Source organism: Rhodococcus sp. NPDC060084 (genome assembly GCF_042730335.1).
Lineage (GTDB): Bacteria > Actinomycetota > Actinomycetes > Mycobacteriales > Mycobacteriaceae > Rhodococcus.
The window spans coordinates 33,373-55,623 of the sequence record NZ_JBHWWX010000015.1 but is presented as its reverse complement, the minus strand read 5'-3'; the positions used below and the strand labels follow the sequence as shown (position 1 = coordinate 55,623).

The following is a 22,251-nucleotide window of genomic DNA, read 5'->3' as shown; positions in this document are numbered from 1 at the left end:
CTCTGACCGAATGCGGGCAATCCCGCGCCATTCTGGTCTAACTTGGGGGAGTGCTCCCGGTTACACCCGGGAACACGACACGGGGGCCGGTCTCGGCGAGAGAAGTTCGACGAGCATCGGCCCCGACGCGATGTCGGGGGCGCGCCGTTTACGCCAACATCGCTCTCGGAGGGGACATGTCGTTGCGACAGCGTCGTCTGCAGCTACCACCCGATGCTTTTCCGCTTTCGTCCGCACAACGCTCGATCTGGTTTGCGCAGCAACTCGCACCCGAGGTGCCGATCTGCATCGCCCAGTACGTCGATCTGCCCGGAGAACTCGACATCGACCGGGTACGGCAGGCCGGGTACGTCGCGGGCGGCGAGTTCCAGTCCGCCTGCCTCCGGGTCGTGGAGGTCGACGGCGAGCCGTACCAGTACGTCGACCCGGCCTTGGCAGCGAAACCGATCGAACTGGTCGATTTCCGTGCCGACCCGGACCCGCTCGACGCCGCGCACCGGTGGATGACGGCGGACTACTCCCGTCCGGTCGACCTCGCGCACGACCCGCTGATGAACATGACGCTGCTGCGGGTCGGCGATGCCCGCTATCTCTGGTACGGCCGGATCCATCACGTCGCACTCGACGGCTACGCGGCGATGACCATGGTCAACCGCATCGCCGCGCTCTACACCGCGGCCGTCGAAGGACGCGATCCCGAACCGTCGCGCGCCGCCGACCTGCGCACCCTCTACGACTGGGACCGCGACTACCGGGCTTCCTCCCGGTACGCCTCCGACCGGGACTACTGGATGGAGCGCGTCGCCGGCCTCGAGGACGGCTCGTCGCTGGCCACCCGCACCGGACCGCTCGCCCCGGTGTCGTTGCTGTCGAGCATCCCGTTGCCCGACGACCTGGTGACTGCCCTGACCGCCGTCGACGAGGACGCCGGATCGTCGTCCACCGCCGCGGTGGTCGCCGCGTTCGGGTGCTACCTGGCGCGGATGACCGGCACCGACGATGTGGTGGTGAACCTGCCGGTCTCCGCCCGCACCACCGCCTCGGCCCGCCGGTCGGGCGGCATGCTCGTCAACACCGCACCGCTGCACCTGCACATCGACCCGGACGACACCCGCACCGCGCTGGTGCGGCGCGTGCAGCTGGAACTGACCGGGGCGCTGCGGCACCAGCGGTGCAGCATCGAGGACATCCGCCGGGAATCCGGCACCACCGCCCCGCACGCCTACGCCGGTCCCACCATCAACGTGATGCTCTTCCGGCAGGAGATCCTGCTCGGCGACCTGCGCGGCGAATTCCACATCATGACGTCCGGACCGGTCGAGGACCTGCTCGTCAACATCTACCAAAGTGGCACCCCAGCTACGACTTTCATCGATTTCCGAGGTAATCCGCACCGGTACGACGACCCGGAGTTGCGCGCGCACCATCGCCGGTTCGTGGGACTGCTCACCGCATTCCTGCAGGCCGACGGCGACGCTCCCGTCGCCGGGATCGACCCGGAGACTGCAGCGATCGGTGTCCAGCGTGCGCGCGCCGCCGAGGCCGCCACCTATTGGCAGGCCGTCCTCGCCGACGCTCCCGACCACCTCGCCTTGCCGCGGCCCGCAGCCGCCGGCCCGGACTCCGCAACTGCAGATACGCCGGTTGCCGAGTTCGACACCGATCTGCCCGTCGCACCCGGCACCGCACAGTTGCTCCGGGACCACGCCGCCGACCCGGAGTCCGTGCTGGTCGCCGCGACGTCGGTGGTCACCTCGGTGCTCACCGGCAGCCGGGACACCCTCGTGGGCGCCCCGGCCGACACCGCCGTGTTGCCCTTGCGCAGCGACGTCGACCCCACCGTGCCGTTCGAGCAGTACCTGGACCGGATACGCGGGCTCGCCCGCGACGCCGCCACCCACGCCGACGTCGACCCCGCGGTGCTCACCGGCGCGGCCGTCCCCGTGGCCGTCGGCCTCACCGACTCGTCCGCAACACTCCCGCAGCCCGGCACCACCGCGCTGACGTTGCACCTCACCGCCGGCAACGACGGGGCGCACGTCCACGTCCGGTACCGGCCCGAGGCAGTGGACGAGGACACCGCCCGAGGGTTCGTCACCCGCCTGGCCCGCGTGCTCGATACCGCCGCCACCGCCCCCGCGACCCCGCTCGGTGCTCTTCCCGTCGTCGGCGACGACGAACTCGACGGCTTCCTGCCCGCACGTGGCCGGCCGGCGACCTCCCCGCAGACGCTGCCGGAGATCCTGACCGGCGTCGCGGCGATCGTGCCCGACTCGGTGGCGCTGACCTGCGGAGACCATGCACTGACCTACCGGGAACTCGACGAGTGGTCCAACCGGGTCGCGAGAATGCTCGTCGCGGCCGGCGCCGGCCCCGAGCGATACGTCGCGCTGGGAATCGGCCGATCCCTCGAATCCGTCGCCGCGATCTGGGCGGTCGCGAAATCCGGTGCGGCGTTCGTACCGATCGACCCTGCCTATCCCCGCGACCGGATCGAGTACATGCTCGGCGATTCCGGCTCCGTCCTCGGGTTGACGACACGGGCGCACCGCGACGCGCTGCCCGACGACGTGGACTGGCTCGTCCTCGACGACCCGGCGGTGCGCACCCGCATCGCGGGCACCGACGCGACCGCACTGACCGACATCGACCGCCGGGCGCCTCTGCGCACCGGCCATCCCGCCTACCTGATCTACACCTCCGGCTCCACCGGCCGCCCCAAAGGAGTCGTGGTCCCGCACCACGGCCTGGCAAATCTGTCGGTGACACTGCACTCGCGGCTCGCCCCCGAGCCCACGGCCCGCGTCTCGCACTTCTCGTCACCGAGCTTCGACGCCTCGATCTTCGAATACATGACCGCGTTCGCCATCGGCGCGACCCTGGTGGTGATCCCCGCCCACGTGTACGGCGGCGACGAACTGGCCCGGTTGCTGCGCGACGAGCGGATCACCCATGCCTTCTCCACGCCGGCCGCACTCGCCTCCGTCGACCCGGCCGGGATCGGCTGTCAGGCGATCACCGTCGCGGGCGAGGCCTGCCCTCCGGAACTGGCGGCCCGGTGGGCTCCCGGACGGCGCATGTTCAACGCCTACGGCCCCACCGAAACCACCATCGTCGTCAACGTCACCGACCCGCTCGTCCCCGGCGAACCGATCACCATCGGCACGCCCGTGTGCGGCGTCGACGAGGTGATCCTCGACGCGCGGCTACGCCCGGTCCCCACCGGGGTGACCGGCGAACTCTACGTCGGCGGACCCGGCGTGACCCGCGGTTACCACCGCAACCCGGGACTGACCGCAACCCGGTTCGTCGCCGACCCGCACGGACCCGCAGGCAGTCGCATGTACCGCACCGGCGACGTGGTGCGATGGCGGCCCACCCCCGACGGCGCCCCCACCGCCGAATACCTGGGGCGCTCCGATTTCCAGGTCAAGATCCGCGGGTTCCGCATCGAACTCGGCGAAATCGACACCGCCCTCACCGACCATCCCGACATCGCGTTCGCCGCCACCCTCGGCCGCACCGGTCCGTCCGGCGATACCGTCCTGGTGTCCTACGCGCTGCCCGAACCCGGCCGCACCGTGGACCACGACACGCTCCTCGAGCACCTGGCGCGCCGCCTGCCCGCCCACATGGTGCCGGCCGCGCTCGTCGAACTCGACGAGATCCCACTCACCGCGGTCGGCAAACTCGACCGCCGCGCCCTGCCGGAACCGGTGTTCGGGACCGCCGGCCCGGCCGGCACGGCACCGGCGACGGCCACCGAGGAGACCATCACACAGGTGTTCGCCGACCAACTCGGCGTATCCGGCATCGGCGTCCACGACAGCTTTTTCGACCTCGGCGGCAACTCGCTGATCGCCACCCGGGTGATCTCACGGCTCAACGACGCACTCGGCGCCGACCTGGGAGTGCGGACACTGTTCGAGGCGCCCACCGCGCACACCCTGGCCGCACAGATCGGCGAGGCCCCCACCGACCGCATCCCGCTGATCGCCGGGCCGCGCCCGGACCGGGTCCCGGTCTCGGCCGCGCAGCAGCGGCTGTGGTTCGTCAACCAACTCGACCCCGGCTCCGCGGCCTACAACATCCCGGTGGCATTGCACCTGGCAGGCCCGCTCGACACCGCGGCGCTCACCGCCGCCGTCACCGACCTGCTCGACCGGCACGAAACGCTGCGCACGGTCTTTCCCGCCACCCCCGACGGGCCGATCCAGCGGGTCGTGCCCACCGGCGACCTCGGGCCGGACCTGACCGCCGTCCCGATCGACGCCGCCGACCTCGACGCCGCCGTCGCCGAATTCACCACCGCCGGTTTCGATGTCACCACCGACCTGCCGGTGCGGGTCCGCCTGTTCACCACCGCCGACGACGAGCACGTACTGGCGGTGGTCGTGCACCACATCGCCGCGGACGGCGCGTCGATGGCGCCGCTGGCCCGTGATCTGGTCTCCGCCTACGCCGCCCGCATCCACGGCGCCGCACCGGCGTGGACACCGCTGCCCGTCCAGTACGCCGACTACACCCTGTGGTTCGACCGGCTGCTCGGCGACCCCGCCGATCCGCAGTCACGGGCCGCGACGCAACTCGACTACTGGCGCGACCGGCTCGCCGGTGCCCCGGACCTGACGGCCCTGCCCACCGACCGGCCCCGCCCACCGCGGCAATCCTTCCGCGGCGACACCGTCCGCTTCGACCTCGACCCGCAGCTGTACCGCGCGGTCGACACGCTGGCCCGCACCGCCGGAGCGACCCCGTTCATGGTCGTGCACGCCGCCCTCGCGGTGCTGGTGGCGCGCCTCTCGGGCAGCGACGACATCACCATCGGCACCCCGGTCTCCGGTCGCGGGGACCCCGCGCTCGACGACCTGGTGGGCATGTTCGTCAACACCGTCGCCCTGCGCAGCACCATCCGCGGCGATCGCGCATTCGGCGACCTGCTCACCGCCGTCCGCGACGACGACCTCGACGCGTTCGCGCACGCCGACCTGCCGTTTGACCGGCTCGCCGACACCCTCGCCGGCGCCCGCTCGGAGGCGTACTCACCTCTGGTGCAGGTGATGCTGGCCTTCCAGAACAACGAGACCGCGCACCTCGCGTTGCAGGACCTGACCATCGACATCGCCGAAATCGACACGGCCACCACAAAATACGATCTGCATCTGCTCCTGAGCGATGTTCCCGGCGACGACGGCACTCCCGTCACCCTCGCCGGAGCCCTGTCGTACGCGACCGATCTGTTCGACCATGACACCGCCGTCGCCTTCGGCGACAGCTTCGTGCGGTTGCTCGCCGCGCTCGTCGCCGCACCTGCCACCCCCGTCGGCGACGTCGATCTGCTCACCCCCGCCGAGCGCACTCGCATCCTGCACGACTGGAACGCCACCACCGCGCCGCGCAGCGACGCGACACTCGGCGACCTGTTCGCCGCACAGGCCGCCGCGACCCCGCACGCCCCGGCCGTCACGGCGGACGGCCACACCCTCGACTACGCCGACTTCGACGCGGCCGCCAACCGCCTCGCCCATGTGCTCCTCGACGCCGGCGCCGGACCCGAACAGGTGGTCGCGCTCGCCGTACCCCGCTCGCTGGACCTGCTCGTCGGCATGTACGCCATCGTCAAGACCGGTGCCGCCTACCTGCCGCTCGACCCCGAGCACCCGCCCGAGCGGCTGCGCTACGTCCTCGACACCGCGCACCCGGTGACGGTACTGACCCGCGAACGCGACCGCCTCACCCTGCCGCCCGGCACCCCCGTCCTGGACTTGGACACCCTCGACACCACGAGCGCACCCGCGACCGCACCCACGGTCGAGCACCGGCCCGGCCCGACCGGCGACACCCTCGCCTACGTGCTGTTCACCTCCGGTTCGACCGGCCGGCCCAAAGGTGTCGCGGTCGCGCACGACGCCATCGTCAACCGGCTGCGCTGGATGCAGCACACGTACCCGTTGACCGCCGCCGACACCGTCGTCCAGAAAACCCCCGCCACGTTCGACGTGTCGGTGTGGGAGTTCTTCTGGCCGCTGCAGGTCGGGGCGCATCTCGTCCTCGCCGAACCCGGTGGCCACCGCGACCCCGCCTACCTGCTGCAACTGATCGACGAACAACAGGTCACCGTCGCGCATTTCGTCCCGTCGATGCTCGAAGTGTTCGTCGACGCCGTCACCGCCGGACGCGGCCGGTCGCTGCGGCTGCTGTTCGCCTCCGGGGAAGCGCTGCCCGCGACCACCGCCGCCGCGACCCGCGAGGCGCTGCCCGGCGCCGCGCTGCACAACCTGTACGGGCCGACCGAAGCCGCCGTGGACGTCACCGCGTGGCCCACCGGCCCCGCCGACACCGGTGCGGTACCCATCGGCACCCCGGTGTGGAACACCCGCACCTACGTGCTCGACGCGCGCCTGCATCCCGTCCCCCCGGGAGCGGCCGGGGAACTGTATCTCGCCGGCATCCAGCTCGCCCGCGGTTACCTCGACCGTCCCGCACCCACCGCGGAACGGTTCGTGCCCGACCCGTACGGACCCGCCGGCAGCCGCATGTACCGCACCGGCGACCTCGCCACCTGGCGCCGCGACGGTGCCCTGATGTACCTGGGCCGCACCGACTTCCAGGTCAAGGTACGCGGCCTGCGCATCGAACTCGGCGAAGTCGAACAGGTGCTGCGCAGCCACCCCGATGTCGCGCAGGCCGTCGTGGTCGTCTACCGGCGCGAGGACGACCAACTCGCCGGATATGTCGTGCCGCGACCCGACCGCGCCGTCGACACCGCGGCCCTGACCGCGTTCGCCGCCGCCCGCCTGCCGGGCTACATGGTGCCCGCCGCGCTGACGGTGCTCGACCGGCTCCCCGTCGGCCCCAACGGCAAACTCGACCGCCGCGCGCTGCCCGAACCGGCACGCACCGGAGCCACCGCCCTGTACCGGCCCCCGCGCACCCCGCACGAAGAACTCGTCGCCGCGGCGTTCGCGGACCTGCTCGGCAGCCCGACCGTCGGCGCGGACGACAACTTCCTCGACCTGGGCGGCACCTCGCTGCTCGCGATGCGCCTGGCCGCCCGGCTCGCCGCGACCCTCGATACCGACGTCGGGATCCGGGACCTGTTCGACCATCCCACCGTCGCCGACCTCGCCGCGCACCTGAGCGCCCCCGACCGCGCCGCCGCCACCCGGCCCGCGCCGGTCGCCGGCCCCCGGCCCGACCCGATCCCGCTGTCCCCGGCGCAGCAGCGCATCTGGTTCATCAACCAGTTCGACACCAGCTCACCGGCCTACAACATCGCTGTCGCCCTCCGGTTGTCCGGGGACCTCGACCTCACCGCGCTGCGGCACGCCGTGAGTGACGTCGTCGCCCGGCACGAATCCCTGCGCACCCGTTACCCGTTCACCGACGCCGGTCCCGTGCAGGTGGTGGTGCCCGCCGCCGCGGCCCCACCCGAATTCGCGGTGGTGCCCCTCGACGGCACCCCCGACGCCGCGGACCCCGACGCGCAGATCGCCCGCATCGTGGGCGCCGGATTCGACGTGGCCACCGAAATCCCCACCCGCATCCGGGTACTGGCCGTCTCCGAAACCGAACACATCCTGGTGCTGGTCGTGCACCACGTCACCGCCGACGGGTTCTCGATGGGCCCCCTGGCCCGCGACATCATGACCGCGTACACCGCCCGCCGCGCCGGGCAGCCACCGCAGTGGGCCCCGCTGCCCGTGCACTACGCCGACTACACCCTGTGGCAGCACCGCATCCTCGGCGACGAGAACGACCCCACCTCGGTCGCCGCCCGGCAACTCCAGTTCTGGCGCACCACCCTCGACGACACCCCGGAACTGCTCGAACTGCCCCTGGACCGGCCACGCCCCGTGCAGCAGAGCCTGCGCGGCGCCCAGGTGCCGTTCACCGTCGACGCGGCCACCCACCGGCAGCTGGTGGCGGTGGCCCGCCGCCACGACGCCTCGGTGTTCATGGTCGTGCACGCCGCGCTCACGGTGCTGCTCGCGCGGCTCGCCGCCACCACCGACGTCGTCGTCGGCACCCCCGTCGCCGGACGTGGCCACCGCAACCTCGACGACCTCGTCGGGATGTTCGTCAACACCGTCGTGCTGCGCAGCCACGTCGACGAAACCGACACGTTCGCCGACCTGCTCGGCCATCTCCGGGACGCCGACCTCGCCGCCTTCGGGCACGCGGACGTCCCGTTCGAGCGCCTCGTCGAAGTCCTCGACCCGCCCCGGTCCACGGCGTATTCACCGCTGTTCCAGGTGCTGCTCGAGTTCCAGGACACCGAGCGGCCCGACGTCCGGTTGCCGGGGCTGACCGCCTCGGTGCTGGACCTGCAACCGGGACTGTCGCACTTCGACCTGCAGTTGTCGATCGCCGAAACCGCCGACGAGAACGGACCCGCCGGGATCCGCGCCGCGTTCACCTACGCCACCGACCTGTTCGACGAGACCACCGTGGCGTCGTTCGCCGACCGGTTCGTGCGGATCGTCGAGACCATCGGCACCACTCCCACCGTGCCGGTCGGCAACATCGACATCGTCACCGGACGTGAACTCGCCGCGCTGGCACCCGCCCGCGGCCTGCCGCCGGTCTCCCCCCAGTCGTGGCCGGAACTGCTGTCGTCGATCGCGGCCATCGTGCCGGACGCGGTCGCCCTGTCGTTCCGGGGCCGCGAGGTGACCTACGGCGAACTCGACGAGTGGTCCACGCGCGTCGCGCGGCTGCTCATCGACTCCGGCATCGGACCGGAATCGGTGGTGGCCCTCGGGTTGTCGCGTTCGGTCGAGTCGGCGGCCGTGGTGTGGGCGGTGACCAAGACCGGTGCGGCGTTCGTCCCCGTCGACCCCGCGTACCCACCCGACCGCATCGCCTACATGCTCGCGGACTGTTCCGCTGCCATCGGCATCACCACCACCGACCATGCCGCCGCGCTGCCCGACACGGTGCCGTGGCTGATCCTCGACGATCCGGGCGTGCGCCGCCGCATCGAGGAGACCTCCGATGCGCCCGTGACCGACCTCGACCGCACCGCGCCGCTGCATCTCGACCACCCGGCCTATCTGATCTACACCTCCGGATCGACCGGCCGGCCCAAGGGCGTGGTGGTCACCCACAGGGGCATGGCCAACCTGCACGCCGAGGTGCGCAGCCACTTCACGCTCACCCACACCGCCCGTGTCTCGCACCTGGCGTCCCCGAGCTTCGACGCCTCGATCTTCGAGTTCACCAAGGCGTTCTGCGCCGGCGCCACCTTGGTGATCGTGCCGCCGGACGTGTACGGCGGCGACGAACTGGCCCGGTTGCTGCGCGAGGAACGGGTCACCCACGCCTTCGTCACACCCACCGCCCTCGCCTCGCTCGACCCGGCGGGCCTGGACACCTTGCAGGTGCTCGTCGTCGCGGGGGAGGCGTGCCCCCCGGACCTCGTGACCCGGTGGGCGCCGGGCCGGCAGATGTTCAACGGGTACGGTCCGTCCGAAGCGACCATCGAAACCAGCGTCAGCGCGCCCCTGCAACCCGGGTACACCGTCACCGTCGGCGGCCCCGCCATCGGCTTCCACCAGGTGGTGCTCGACGACCGGCTGCGGCCCGTCCCGACCGGGGTGGCCGGCGAACTGTACATCGCGGGTGCCGGTGTGGCGCGCGGCTACCATCACCGCCCCGACCTGACCGCCGCCCGGTTCGTCGCCGACCCGTACGGCGCGCCGGGGGAGCGGATGTACCGCACCGGCGACATCGTGCGGTGGCGCTCCGACGGCACCGTCGAATATCTCGGCCGCTCCGACTTCCAGGTCAAGGTGCGCGGGTTCCGCATCGAACTCGGCGAGATCGACGCGGCACTGACCGCCCACCCCGAGGTGGTGTTCGCCCACACCCTCGGGCACACCGCACCGAGCGGCGACACCGTACTGGTGTCCTATGTGCTGCCCGAACCGGCCGCCGACCCGGACCCGCACACCCTGCGCACCCATCTCGCCGCGTCCCTCCCGGCGCACATGGTGCCCGCCACCGTCGTGGTGCTCGACGAGATTCCGCTGACCCCGGTCGGGAAGCTCGATCGGCGCGCCCTGCCCGTCCCCGACCTCGCCGCCACCGGCGGCGACTACCGGGCGCCCACCTCCGACGTCGAACGGGTCCTCGCCGGGATCGTCGCCGAGGTCCTCGGCCACCCGCGCGTCTCCGTCGACGACAACTTCTTCGATCTCGGCGGCAACTCGTTGATCGCGACGCGTGTCGTGGCCCGCATCAACACCGCGCTCGGTACCGACGCCGGGGTGCGCGCGCTGTTCGAGGCACCCACGGTGCGGGCGCTGGCGGTGCGTGTCCTCGACGACCACGGGGGCCACGGGCGGGTGCCGCTCACCGCCGGGCCGCGTCCGGAGCGCCTTCCGCTGTCCCCGGCGCAGCAACGGATGTGGTTCGTCAACCAGTTCGACACCGACTCCGCCGCGTACAACATTCCGCTCGCGATCCGGTTGACCGGCCGCCTGGATCTGCCCGCCCTGATCGCCGCCGTGGGCGACGTCCTGGACCGGCACGAGATCCTGCGCACCTGGTATCCGGAAGACGAGCACGGCCCCCATCAGGTGGTCACCGACACCGGCCGGGTTCTCGCCGACCCCACCCCGGTGCCGATCACCGCCGCCGATCTGCCCGGCGCGCTGCTCGAGTTCGTCTCCGCCGGCTTCGATGTCGCCTCGGCCGTGCCGGTGCGGGTGCGACTGCTGCGCGTACTCCCCGACGAGCCGGACACCGATTCCGGCACCGAACACCCCGGCACCGACCACTCCGACGTGCACGTCCTCGCCGTGGTGGTGCACCACATCGCCGCGGACGGGGCATCGATGGCGCCGCTGGCCCGTGACCTGATGGGGGCCTACCTGGACCGGACCCGCGGCTCCGCGCCGTCCGCCGCGCCGCTGACCGTGCAATACGCCGACTATGCGCTCTGGCAGCAGGCACTGCTCGGCGACCCCACCGACCCCGAGTCCCTGGCCACCACCCAACTCCGCTACTGGCGCGAGACCCTCGCCGACCTCCCCGAACTGCTGCCCCTGCCCACCGACCGGCCCCGACCGGCGCACCGCACCTTCCACGGCGACATCGTGCGGTTCACCCTCGACGCGGACCTGCACCGCCGGATCTCCGCGCTCGCCGCCGCCCACAGCGCCACCGTGTTCATGACCGTGCACGCCGCGCTCGCAGTGCTGCTGGCCCGGTTGTCGGGCACCGACGACATCGCCGTCGGCACCCCCGTCGCCGGCCGCGGACACCGCGCCCTCGACGACCTCGTCGGCATGTTCGTCGACACCGTGGTGCTGCGCACCCCCGTCTCCGGGGGACTGTCGTTCTCCGACCACCTCGACCGCACCCGGGAAATCGACCTGTCCGCGTTCGGGCACACCGAACTGCCCTTCGAAAAACTCGTCGACGCGCTCGCCCCCACCCGAGCCACCGACCATTCCCCCCTGTTCCAGGTGGTCCTCGAATTCCAGAACAACGAGCGCGCCCACCTCGACCTGCCCGAACTGACCGTCGACGCACTCGACACCGACCTGCCCGTCGCGAAATTCGACCTGCAACTGTCCCTGCAGGAAGAGCCGGACGCGTCGGGAATGTCCGGCGGATTCACCTACGCCACCGACCTGTTCGACGCCGACACCGTCGCCGACTTCGCGGACCGGTTCGTGCGGCTGCTCGACGCGGTCACCACCGACCCGCAACGACCCGTCGGCGACGTGGACCTGCTCGCCCCCGGCGAACATCCCCGCCGCGCCGACGCACTACGCGTCCCCGGCACCGACACCCTGCTCGACCTGTTCCGCCGCGGCGCCGACCGTGATCCCGACGCCGTCGCCGTCACCGCCGCGGACGGCGACCTCACCTACCGGGACCTCGACGCGCGGGTGCACCGGCTGGCGCGGCTGCTGCTCGGCCACGGCGCCGGGCCGGGCACCCTCGTCGCCGTCGCGCTGCCCCGCACCTCCGATCTCGTCGTCGCGCTCCTCGCGGTGCTCGACACCGGGGCCGGCTACCTGCCCGTCGACGTCACCTTCCCGGCCGAGCGGCTCGCCCACATCTACCGCGACGCGCAACCGGTGTGCACCGTCACCACGGGCGATCACGCCGGGTCGCTGCCGGACACGCCCGTACCGGCGATCCACCTCGACAGCCCGGAGGTGCACGCGGAACTCGCCGCGCTGCCCGGTACCGCCCTGACCGACGCCGACCGGCACGGCCCGCTGCATCCCGAATCGACCGCGTACGTCATCTACACCTCCGGCTCGACCGGCCGGCCCAAAGGCGTTGTCGTGCCGCACCGCACCGTCGTCACGCTGCTCGACGACACGCGGGAGATGTTCGGATTCGATCACCGCGACGTGTGGACGATGTTCCACTCCTACGCCTTCGACTTCTCGGTCTGGGAACTGTGGGGCGCCCTGGCCCACGGCGGCCGGCTCGTCGTGGTCGACTACCACACCGCCCGCGCGCCCCAGGACTTCCTGGAATTGCTTCGCCGCGAGCAGGTCACCGTCCTCAACCAGACCCCCACGGCGTTCTATCAGCTCATCGAAGCCGACCGCGCCGCCGGCGGTGCGCCCCTGCCGCTGCGCCGGGTGATCTTCGGTGGTGAGGCCCTCGACCTGGCGCAACTCGAACGGTGGTACCGCCGGTACGGCGACACCGCCCCGACGCTGGTGAACATGTACGGCATCACCGAAACCACCGTGCACGTCACCGCCCTGGCTCTGGACCGGCACCGCGCCGCCACCGCCACCGCCAGCCTCATCGGCGATCCGCTGCCCGCACTGCGGTTGCATCTGCTCGACGCCCGGCTGCACCCGGTGGCGCCCGGCGTGGCGGGAGAACTGTACGTGTCGGGGGAGCAGTTGAGCCACGGCTACCTCGGGCGTCCCGACCTGACAGCGTCCCGGTTCGTCGCCGACCCGTACGGTCCGCCCGGGGCGCGGCTGTACCGCACCGGCGACCGCGCCCGCCGTACCCGCGACGGTGACCTCGAGTACTTGGGGCGCAGCGACTTCCAGGTGCAACTGCGCGGGTTCCGCATCGAACTCGGCGAAATCGAAACGGTGCTGCTGCGCTGCCCCGGCGTCGCCCGCGCCATCGCGGTCGTGCACACCGACGACCGGTCCGGCACCGACCGGATCGTCGGCTACGTCGTCCCCGAAACCGGCACCGACCTCGACGTGACCGCCACCCTCGACCGCGCCGCGGCCGATCTGGCCGCCTACATGCTGCCCGCCACCCTCGTCGTCCTCGACTCGCTGCCGGTCACCGCCACCGGAAAACTCGACCGGCGGGCGCTGCCCGCGCCCGACTTCGCGGACCGCACCAGTTCCGGCCGCGCACCCACCGACGGCGTCGAACGGACCCTCGTCGATCTGTTCGCGCAGGTCCTCGGACTCGACACCGTCGGGGTGGACGATTCGTTCTTCGCCCTCGGCGGCGACTCGATCATGTCCATCCAACTGGTCTCCCGCGCCAAAGCTCTCGGCCTCGACCTCACGCCGCGCGCCGTGTTCGAGCACAAGAGCCCCGCCGGTCTCGCCGCGGTCGCCGGCACCACCGACGCCCCCGCGGTGCTCCCCGAACTGCCCGGCGGGGGAGTCGGCGCGCTGCCGCTACCCCCGATCGTGCACTGGATGCTCGACCGCGGCGGCCACTTCGACCGGTACTCCCAGGCGGTGCTGTTGCGCCTGCCCACCGGACTCGACGACGCCACCCTCACCGCGGTCGTCGACGCCGTGCTCGACCGGCACGACATGCTGCGGGCCCGCCTGGCCCCCGACCCGGCCTCACCCGCCGGATACGGCCTGCACGTCGACCCCCCCGGCACCGTCACCGCCGGCACCGTCGTCCACCGGGTCCCGGTGACCAGCGCCGCCGACACCGACGACTTCTTCGCCCTCGCCGCCACCGAACTCGACGCCGCCGCCGACCGTCTCGACCCGACCGCCGGGCACGTGCTGCAGATCGTGTGGTTCGACGCCACCAGCGGCGCCGGACGGCTGCTCATCGTCGTCCACCACCTCGCCGTCGACGGCGTGTCGTGGCGCATCCTCGTACCCGACCTCGCCGCCGCCTGGGGTGTCGCCGCCCACGACGACCCCGCCGGGCCGCTGCTGCCACCCCCGGCCGGGACTTCGGTGCGGCGCTGGGCGCACGCCCTCGTCGACGCCGCCCACGATCCGTCGCGCCGCGCCGAAGCCGACTACTGGCGCGACATGCTCACCGGCGACGACCCGCCGCTCGGCCACCGGCCGTTCGACCCGGCCCGCGACACCAACGACACCGTCACCAGCGTCGTCGCGGATCTGCCCACCGCCGTCACCGACGCGATGCTCACCACCGTGCCCGCCGCCTTTCACGGCAGCGTCGACCACGGTCTGCTCACCGCCGTCGCCCTCGCCGTGACCGGATGGCGACGCGAGCGCGGTGAGGACACCACCAGCGTGCTGCTCAACCTGGAAGGGCACGGCCGCGATACCGCCGCCGCCCCGGGCGCCGACCTGTCGGGCACCGTCGGCTGGTTCACCACCATCCACCCGCTGCGTCTGGACCTGTCCGGCATCGACCTCGACGACGCGCTGGCCGCCGGTCCCGCCGCCGGCCGCGCCGTCAAAACCGTCAAGGAACACCTCGCGGCCGTCCCCGACCACGGCATCGGCTACGGGCTGCTGCGCTACCTCGACGCCGACACCGGCCACCAGCTCGCCGCCCACCCTGCACCCCAGATCAGCTTCAACTACCTCGGACGTCCCACCGCCGGCACCGGCGGCGGCACCGACATCCCGTGGCTGCCCGTCGCCGGGTTCCCGCACGGCGGCACCCAGGACCCCGACATGCCGGCCGCCGCCGTCGTCGACATCAACGCCGTCACCGTCGACACGCCCGACGGACCGGTCCTGCGCGCGCACTGGTCCGCCCCCGCCGGTCTGCTCGACACCGCCGACCTCACCGAACTGAGCGACCGGTTCACCGCCGCGGCCACCGCGCTGACCCGGCACACCCGCAACCCGGACACCGGGGGACTGACCCCGTCCGACCTGCCGCTGGTGCGGCTGCCGCAGGACACCATCGAAGACCTCGAACAGCGCTACGGGCCTCTCGACACGGTGTGGCCCACCGCGCCGCTGCACACCGGGCTGCTGTTCCACGCGTTGCTCGCCGGGGACGACCCCGACGCCTACATCGTGCAACTCGTCCTCGACCTGCGCGGCCCCCTCGATCCCGCCCGGTGGCGGCGCGCCCTCGAGATGCTGCTCGACCGGCACCCCAACCTGCGGGCCGCGTTCACCACCGGCCCCGACGGCCACCTGCAGGTCGTCCCCACCCACGTCGACGTCCCGTTCACGGTCGTCGACACCACCGACGACCCCGATCCCGACGCCGCCGCGACGGAACTGCTCGACACCGACCGGCACACCCGCTTCGACACCACGCACCCACCGCTGCTGCGCGCCACCGTCATCCGCACCCACCCCGACCGGCACCTGGTCGCCCTGACCAACCATCACCTGCTGCTCGACGGCTGGTCCACCCCCGTCCTGATCCGCGAACTGCTGGTGCTCTACGCCACCGACGGCGACCCCGCCGTCCTGGACCGTCCGCACAGCTACGGCACGTACCTGCAGTGGCTTGCCGACCGTGACCCGGCCGCATCGATCGACGCCTACCGACATGCCCTCGACGGTCTCGACGAACCGACCCTGCTCGCCCCGCAGCACCGGTCCGCGCACGGCGCCGGCATCTCCGAAGACCTCGACATCGACCTCGACCCGACGCTGTCCGCGCGCCTCGACGAGATCGCCGTGGCACGCGGCGTCACCGTCAACACCCTCGTCCAGACCGCGTGGGGGCTCGTCCTCGGAGCGCTCACCGGCCGCACCGACGTGGTGTTCGGCGCCACCGTCTCCGGCCGCCCACCACAGGTCCCCGGCATCGAATCGATGGTGGGCCTGTTCATCAACACCGTGCCGGTCCGGGTCGCGGTCCGCCCCGGCGACACCGTCGGCGGGCTCGTCGACCGGGTCCGGTCGGAACAGACCGCGCTGCTCGACCACCACCACATCGACCTGAGCACCCTCGACCGGCACGTCGGTGCCGCCGCCCGCTTCGACACCCTCACCGTCTTCGAGTCGTATCCGGTCGAACGCGCCGGCCTCGACCGCGACACCGACATCGGCGGCATCCGGGTCGCCGACATCACCGGCCGCGACGCCGCGCACTACCCGCTCAGCGTCGTGGTGCACACCGACGACGCGGTACACCTGCGGATGAAGTACCTCCCGGAGGTGTTCGACCGCACCGAGGTCACCACCATCGCCGACCGCATCGCCCGCACCCTCGACGCGCTCGCCGGCGACCCGACCGCACCCGCCGCCGGCATCGACGTACTCACCACCACCGAACGGCGCACCCTCACCCCGGTCCACGGACCGGTCGGCGGTAGCGTCGCCACCCTGCCCGACCTGCTCACCGCCACGGCCGCCGCGCATCCCGACACCGTCGCGGTGCTCGACCCCGCCCCCGGCGGCACCGACCGCACCGTCACCTACCGCGACCTCGACGAGCGCTCCACCCGGCTGGCCCGGGTCCTGCTCGACGAGGGCATCGGGCCGGAAACCTTCGTCGCGCTCGGCATCGCCCGCTCCGTCGAATCCCTCGTCGCACTGTGGGCGATCACCAAGACCGGTGCGGCGTTCGTCCCGGCCGATCCCCGCTACCCGGCCGAGCGGATCGCGTTCATGCTCGACGACTGCGGTGCCACCGTCGGCCTGACCACCACCGCGCACGTCGCCGACCTGCCCGGCACGGTCCGCTGGCTCGTCCTCGACGACCCCGCCCTGACCGGGCCGCTCGCCGCCACCGATCCGGCACCGATCACCGACCGGGACCGCATCGTGCCGCTGCGCCTCGACCACGCCGCCTACGTGATCTACACCTCCGGTTCGACCGGCCGCCCCAAAGGGGTGCTCACCACCCACCGCAGTCTCGACAACTTCGCGCGCGAGCAGCAGGACCGGTTCCGCGCCGGACCCGGCGCCCGCGTCCTGCACTTCTCGTCCCCGAGTTTCGACGCGTCGATCTTCGAATACCTGCTCGCGTTCGGGTCCGGTGCCACCCTCGTCGTGATTCCTCCGCACGTGTACGGCGGCGCCGAACTCGGTCGCCTGCTCCGCGAGACCGGCGTGACCCACGGGTTCCTCACCCCGGCCGCGCTCGCGTCCCTCGACCCGGCCGACCTGACCGCGTTCGTCGACCTCGCCGTCGGCGGCGAAGCGTGGCCCCCCGAACTGCGCGACACCTGGGCGCCACACCGCCGCCTCGTCAACGGGTACGGCCCCACCGAGACAACGGTCATGGCCGCGATCAGCGACCCGCTCGGTCCCCACGACCCGCTCACCCTCGGCGGTCCGCTGCGCGGAGTGCACGCCGTGGTGCTCGATCCCGCGCTGCGCCCGGTCCCGCACGGCGTCGCGGGGGAGTTGTACCTGGCCGGATTCGGGCTCGCCCGCGGCTACCATGCCCGGCCGGCGCTGACCGCCTCCCGGTTCGTCGCCGACCCGTACGGCACGCCGGGGGAGCGCATGTACCGCACCGGAGACATTGTGCGGTGGACCGGCGATCCGGACGACGGTCCCGGTCTCGAATACCTCGGCCGCGCCGACTTCCAGGTCAAGATCCGCGGGTTCCGCGTCGAACTCGGCGAGATCGACGCCGCCCTGACCGCCCATCCTGCGGTGTCGTTCGCGGTGACCGTCGCACACACCGCACCGAGCGGCGACACCGTGCTCGTCGGGCACGTCCACCCCGCAGCCGGCAGCACCATCGACCCCGACGACATCAAAGACCATCTGGCACAGCTCCTTCCGGAGCACATGGTGCCGACCGCCGTCACCGTCCTCGACACGATCCCACTCACCCCGGTCGGCAAACTCGACCGCCGTGCCCTGCCCGTCCCGGACCTGACCGCCACCGGCGCCTACGAGCCACCCCACGGCGACCTGGAAACCGCCGTCGCCGACGACTTCGCCGACGTTCTCGGCCTCGAGCGCATCTCCGTGACCGACAACTTCTTCGACATCGGCGGCAACTCCCTGATCGCGACCCGCGCCGTGGCCCGCCTCGGCGACCGGCTCGGCCGCGACATCGCCGTCCGCACCCTGTTCGAAGCCCCCACCGTGCGGATGCTCGCCACCCGACTCGATACCGACACCGCCCCCGGCCGCGACACCGCCGGCCCGGCTCCGCGGCCCCGCCCCGACCACATCCCGCTGTCCCCGGCGCAGCAACGCCTCTGGTTCCTCAACCAGTTCGACCCCGGCAGCGCCTCCTACAACATCCCCCTCGCCATCCGGCTCAGCGGCCACCTGTCCCCGGCCGCGCTCGGGGCAGCGCTGCACGACGTCATCGCACGGCACGAGAGCCTGCGCACCGTCTACCCGGCCTCCGCCGCCGGGCCGCGGCAACGCATCCTCGACGCCGACGACGTCCCGCTGACCGTCGACGTGGTGCCGGCCGACGCCGACGGCGTGTACAGCGCCGTCGCCGACTTCCTCGCCACCGGATTCGACGTCACCGTCGACATCCCGTTCCGGGCCCGGGTGTTCGCCCTCGACCGCGACGAGCACCTCGCCGTGCTCGTGGTGCACCACATCGCCGCCGACGGTGCTTCCACCGTCCCGCTCGCCCGCGACCTGCTCGGCGCCTACCAGGCCCGCAGCCGCAACGAAGCCCCCACCTGGACACCGCTGCCCGTCCAATACCCCGACTACACGCTGTGGCAACTCGACCGGCTCGGCGACCCCACCGACCCGCAGTCCCTCGCCGCCGCGCAGGCCGAGTACTGGCGCACCACCCTCGACGGCCTGCCCGACGTGCTGACCCTGCCTACCGACCGGCCGCGGCCGGCCCAGCAGTCGTTCCGCGGCGACATCGTGCGGTTCCCGATCGATCCCGCGCTGCACAGCCGGCTCACCCGGCTGGCCTCCGCGCACGGCACCACCTTGTTCATGACCGTGCACACCGCTCTCGCCGTGCTGCTGGCCCGCCTGTCCGGCAGCGACGACATCGCCATCGGGTCCCCGATCGCCGGGCGCGGGCACCGCGCACTCGACGACCTGATCGGCATGTTCGTCAACACCGTCGTGCTGCGCACCCGGATCCCCGGCGCCGCACCGTTCACCACCCTGCTCGACAGCGTCACCCACGACGACCTCGACGCGTTCGCCCACACCGACCTGCCGTTCGAACGGGTCGTCGAGGCGGTCGAACCGGCCCGCTCGACCGCGCATTCCCCGCTCTTCCAGGTTTCGCTCGAATTCCACAACACCGAACGGCCCGCGCTCGAACTGCCGCACCTGACCGTCGAGGGAGTCCAGCTCGACCCGCAGTCGTGCAACTTCGACCTCGAACTGCTCCTCGGCGAATCCGCCGACCCGGCCGGCGGCATGGACGCCGCGTTCGTCTACGCCACCGACCTGTTCGATCAGGACACCGTCGCCCGATTCGCGGACCGCTTCGTCCGGCTCCTCGACGCCGTCACCACCGATCCCGGCGTCCCCGTCGGCGACCTGGACCTGCTCACCGACTCCGAACGGGCGGCGCTGGTGCCCGCCACCGGTCCGGCGGGCGAACCGACACGGTTGTGGCCGGACCTGCTCGACGACGCCGTCGCGGCGAACCCCACCGGGACCGCGCTCGTCGACGGCGACACCGTGTTGAGCTACCGGGATGTCGAGGCGCGCTCCGCTGCGCTGGCCCGGTTGCTGCTCGACCGGGGAGCTGCCCCGGACACGGTGGTCGCGCTCGCGTTGCCGCGTTCGGCAGAGGAGATCACCGCGGTGTGGGCCACCACCCGCACCGGCGCCGCGTTCGTCCCGGTCGACCCGACGTACCCGGCGGACCGCATCGCCTACATGCTCGACGACAGCGCCGCGACACTCGGTGTCACCGTCGCCGCCCACCTCGAACACCTGCCCCGCACGGTGCAGTGGCTCGTCCTCGACGACGACGAGATCCGCGACGACCTGGCGCACCGCAGTACCGGCCCGGTCACCGACGCGGACCGCGCCGCACCGCTGCGCCCCGACCATCCCGCTTACCTCATCTACACCTCCGGGTCGACGGGCCGGCCCAAGGGAGTGACCGTCACCCACCGCGGTCTCGGCAACCTCGCCGCGGACGAACGGCACCATTTGCGGGTCGCGCCGGACAGCCGCGTCTCGCACCTGGCCTCACCGAGCTTCGACGCGTCGATCTTCGAACAGATGATGGCGCTGTGCGCGGGCGCCACCCTGGTGCTCGTGCCCTCCGAGGTGTACGGCGGGGAAGACCTCGCCGCTGTGCTGCGGCACCACCGCGTCTCGCACGCGTTCGTCACGCCCACCACGCTGGCGTCCCTCGACCCCGCCCAGGTCCCGGACCTGCAGGTGCTGCTCGTCGCGGGGGAGGCGTGCCCACCGGAACTGGTGACGCGCTGGGCCGACGGGCATCGCATGATCGACGCGTACGGCCCCACCGAGGCGACGATCATGACCTCGCTCGGGGAGCCGCTGAATGCCGGCGACCACGTCACCATCGGCCGTCCCACCCGCGGCGCCACCGCCGCCGTCCTCGACGCCCGGCTCGGGCCCGTGCCGGTGGGGGTGGCCGGGGAACTCTACGTCGCCGGCGCAGGACTGGCCCGCGGCTACCACCACCGGCCCGGCCTGACCGCCACCCGGTTCGTCGCCGATCCGTACAGCGACCGTCCCGGCGCCCGCATGTACCGCACCGGCGACGTCGTGCGCTGGACCGGCGACCACCGGCTCGATTACGTGGGCCGTTCCGACTTCCAGATCAAGGTGCGCGGGTTCCGCATCGAACCGGGGGAGATCGACACCGTCCTGACCGCCCACGACGACCTCGACTTCGCCCACACCCTCGGCTACACCGCACCGTCCGGCGAAACCGTGCTGGTCAGCTACGTGCGGGCCACCACCGTCCCCGCACCCGACCCGTCCGCGCTCCGGGACTTCGCCGCCGCCCGCCTCCCGGCGCACATGGTGCCCACCACCGTGATCGCGCTCGACGAGATCCCCCTCACGCCCGCCGGCAAACTCGATCGGGGTGCGCTCCCGGTCCCGGAGTTCGCCGGCATCTCCGGAGCACACCGCGCCCCGGGGGACGAACTGGAACGCACCGTCGCGGACGTCTTCGCCGACCACCTCGGGCTCGACACGGTGTCGGTCGACGACAGCTTCTTCGCCCTCGGCGGCAGTTCACTGCTCGCGACCCGGCTGGTACCGGACCTGTCCCGCCGCCTGGACCGGCGGATCCCGCTACAGGTGCTCTTCGCCCATCCCACCGTCGCCGACCTCGCCGCCCATCTGCGCGCACCGGGGGAGCAGGACACCATCGACGACGCGCTGCGGATCCTGGTCCCGCTCCGCACCGGCACCGGACCGGCGCTGTTCTGCGTCCACCCGGCCGCGGGCCTGGCCTGGGCGTACACCGGGCTGACCGAACGGCTCGGCGGGCGCGGCGTCTACGGCCTGCAACTACCGGCGCTGAGCACGGGAGAGATCGTCGAATCGATCCCGGCGCTGGCCCGCCGCTACGCCGACGAGATCCGCCGCGCGCAGCCGGACGGTCCCTACCACCTGCTGGGCTGGTCTCTCGGCGGGGTCGTGGCGCATGCCGTCGCCGTCGAACTGCAACGCGGTGGAGCCCCCGTCGACACCCTCGCGCTGATCGACAGCCATCTCGGTGTTCCCGGCGGTTCGGCGCCGGTCGAGGTCAAGGACATGCTCCGCGATCTCGGGGTCGCCACCAACGGCGGGCCGGACCCCAGCTACGACGATGCACTGGACCTGCTCGAGGACACGTTCGGCGGTCCCACCGGACTGACACCGCGCCATCTCGAACGGTTGCACCTCGGGTCGGCCGCGGCCACCCGCGCGGTGCGGCGACATTCCCCGGACACCTTCCTCGGCGACGCGCTGTTCTTCACCGCCCTGCGGTCGTCGACCTCCGTGCCGGCGGTCACCGCGTGGCACGACCTCGTCGACGGGATGCTGCACCAGTACCGTCTCGACGTCGAACACCACGAGATGGTGGCGGCGCCTGCGGTGGACACCATCGCCGCGGTGCTCCGCGCCCGGCTCGAGGAGAGCGATTCGCACCTGCGGCGCGGGCGGCGGTACCCGCGCATCGGTACCGGATCGCGGCGGTGAACCGCGCCCGGGC

General features: G+C 72.3%; 1 protein-coding gene. It reads left to right on the top strand.

From position 1 onward, the window contains the following. Nucleotides 1–176 precede the first annotated feature (176 nt). Entirely contained in the window at nt 177–22,238 is a 22,062-nt protein-coding gene (locus ACFWBU_RS10805; RefSeq protein ID WP_378528232.1) for a non-ribosomal peptide synthase/polyketide synthase, read from the top strand. Nucleotides 22,239–22,251 lie beyond the last annotated feature (13 nt).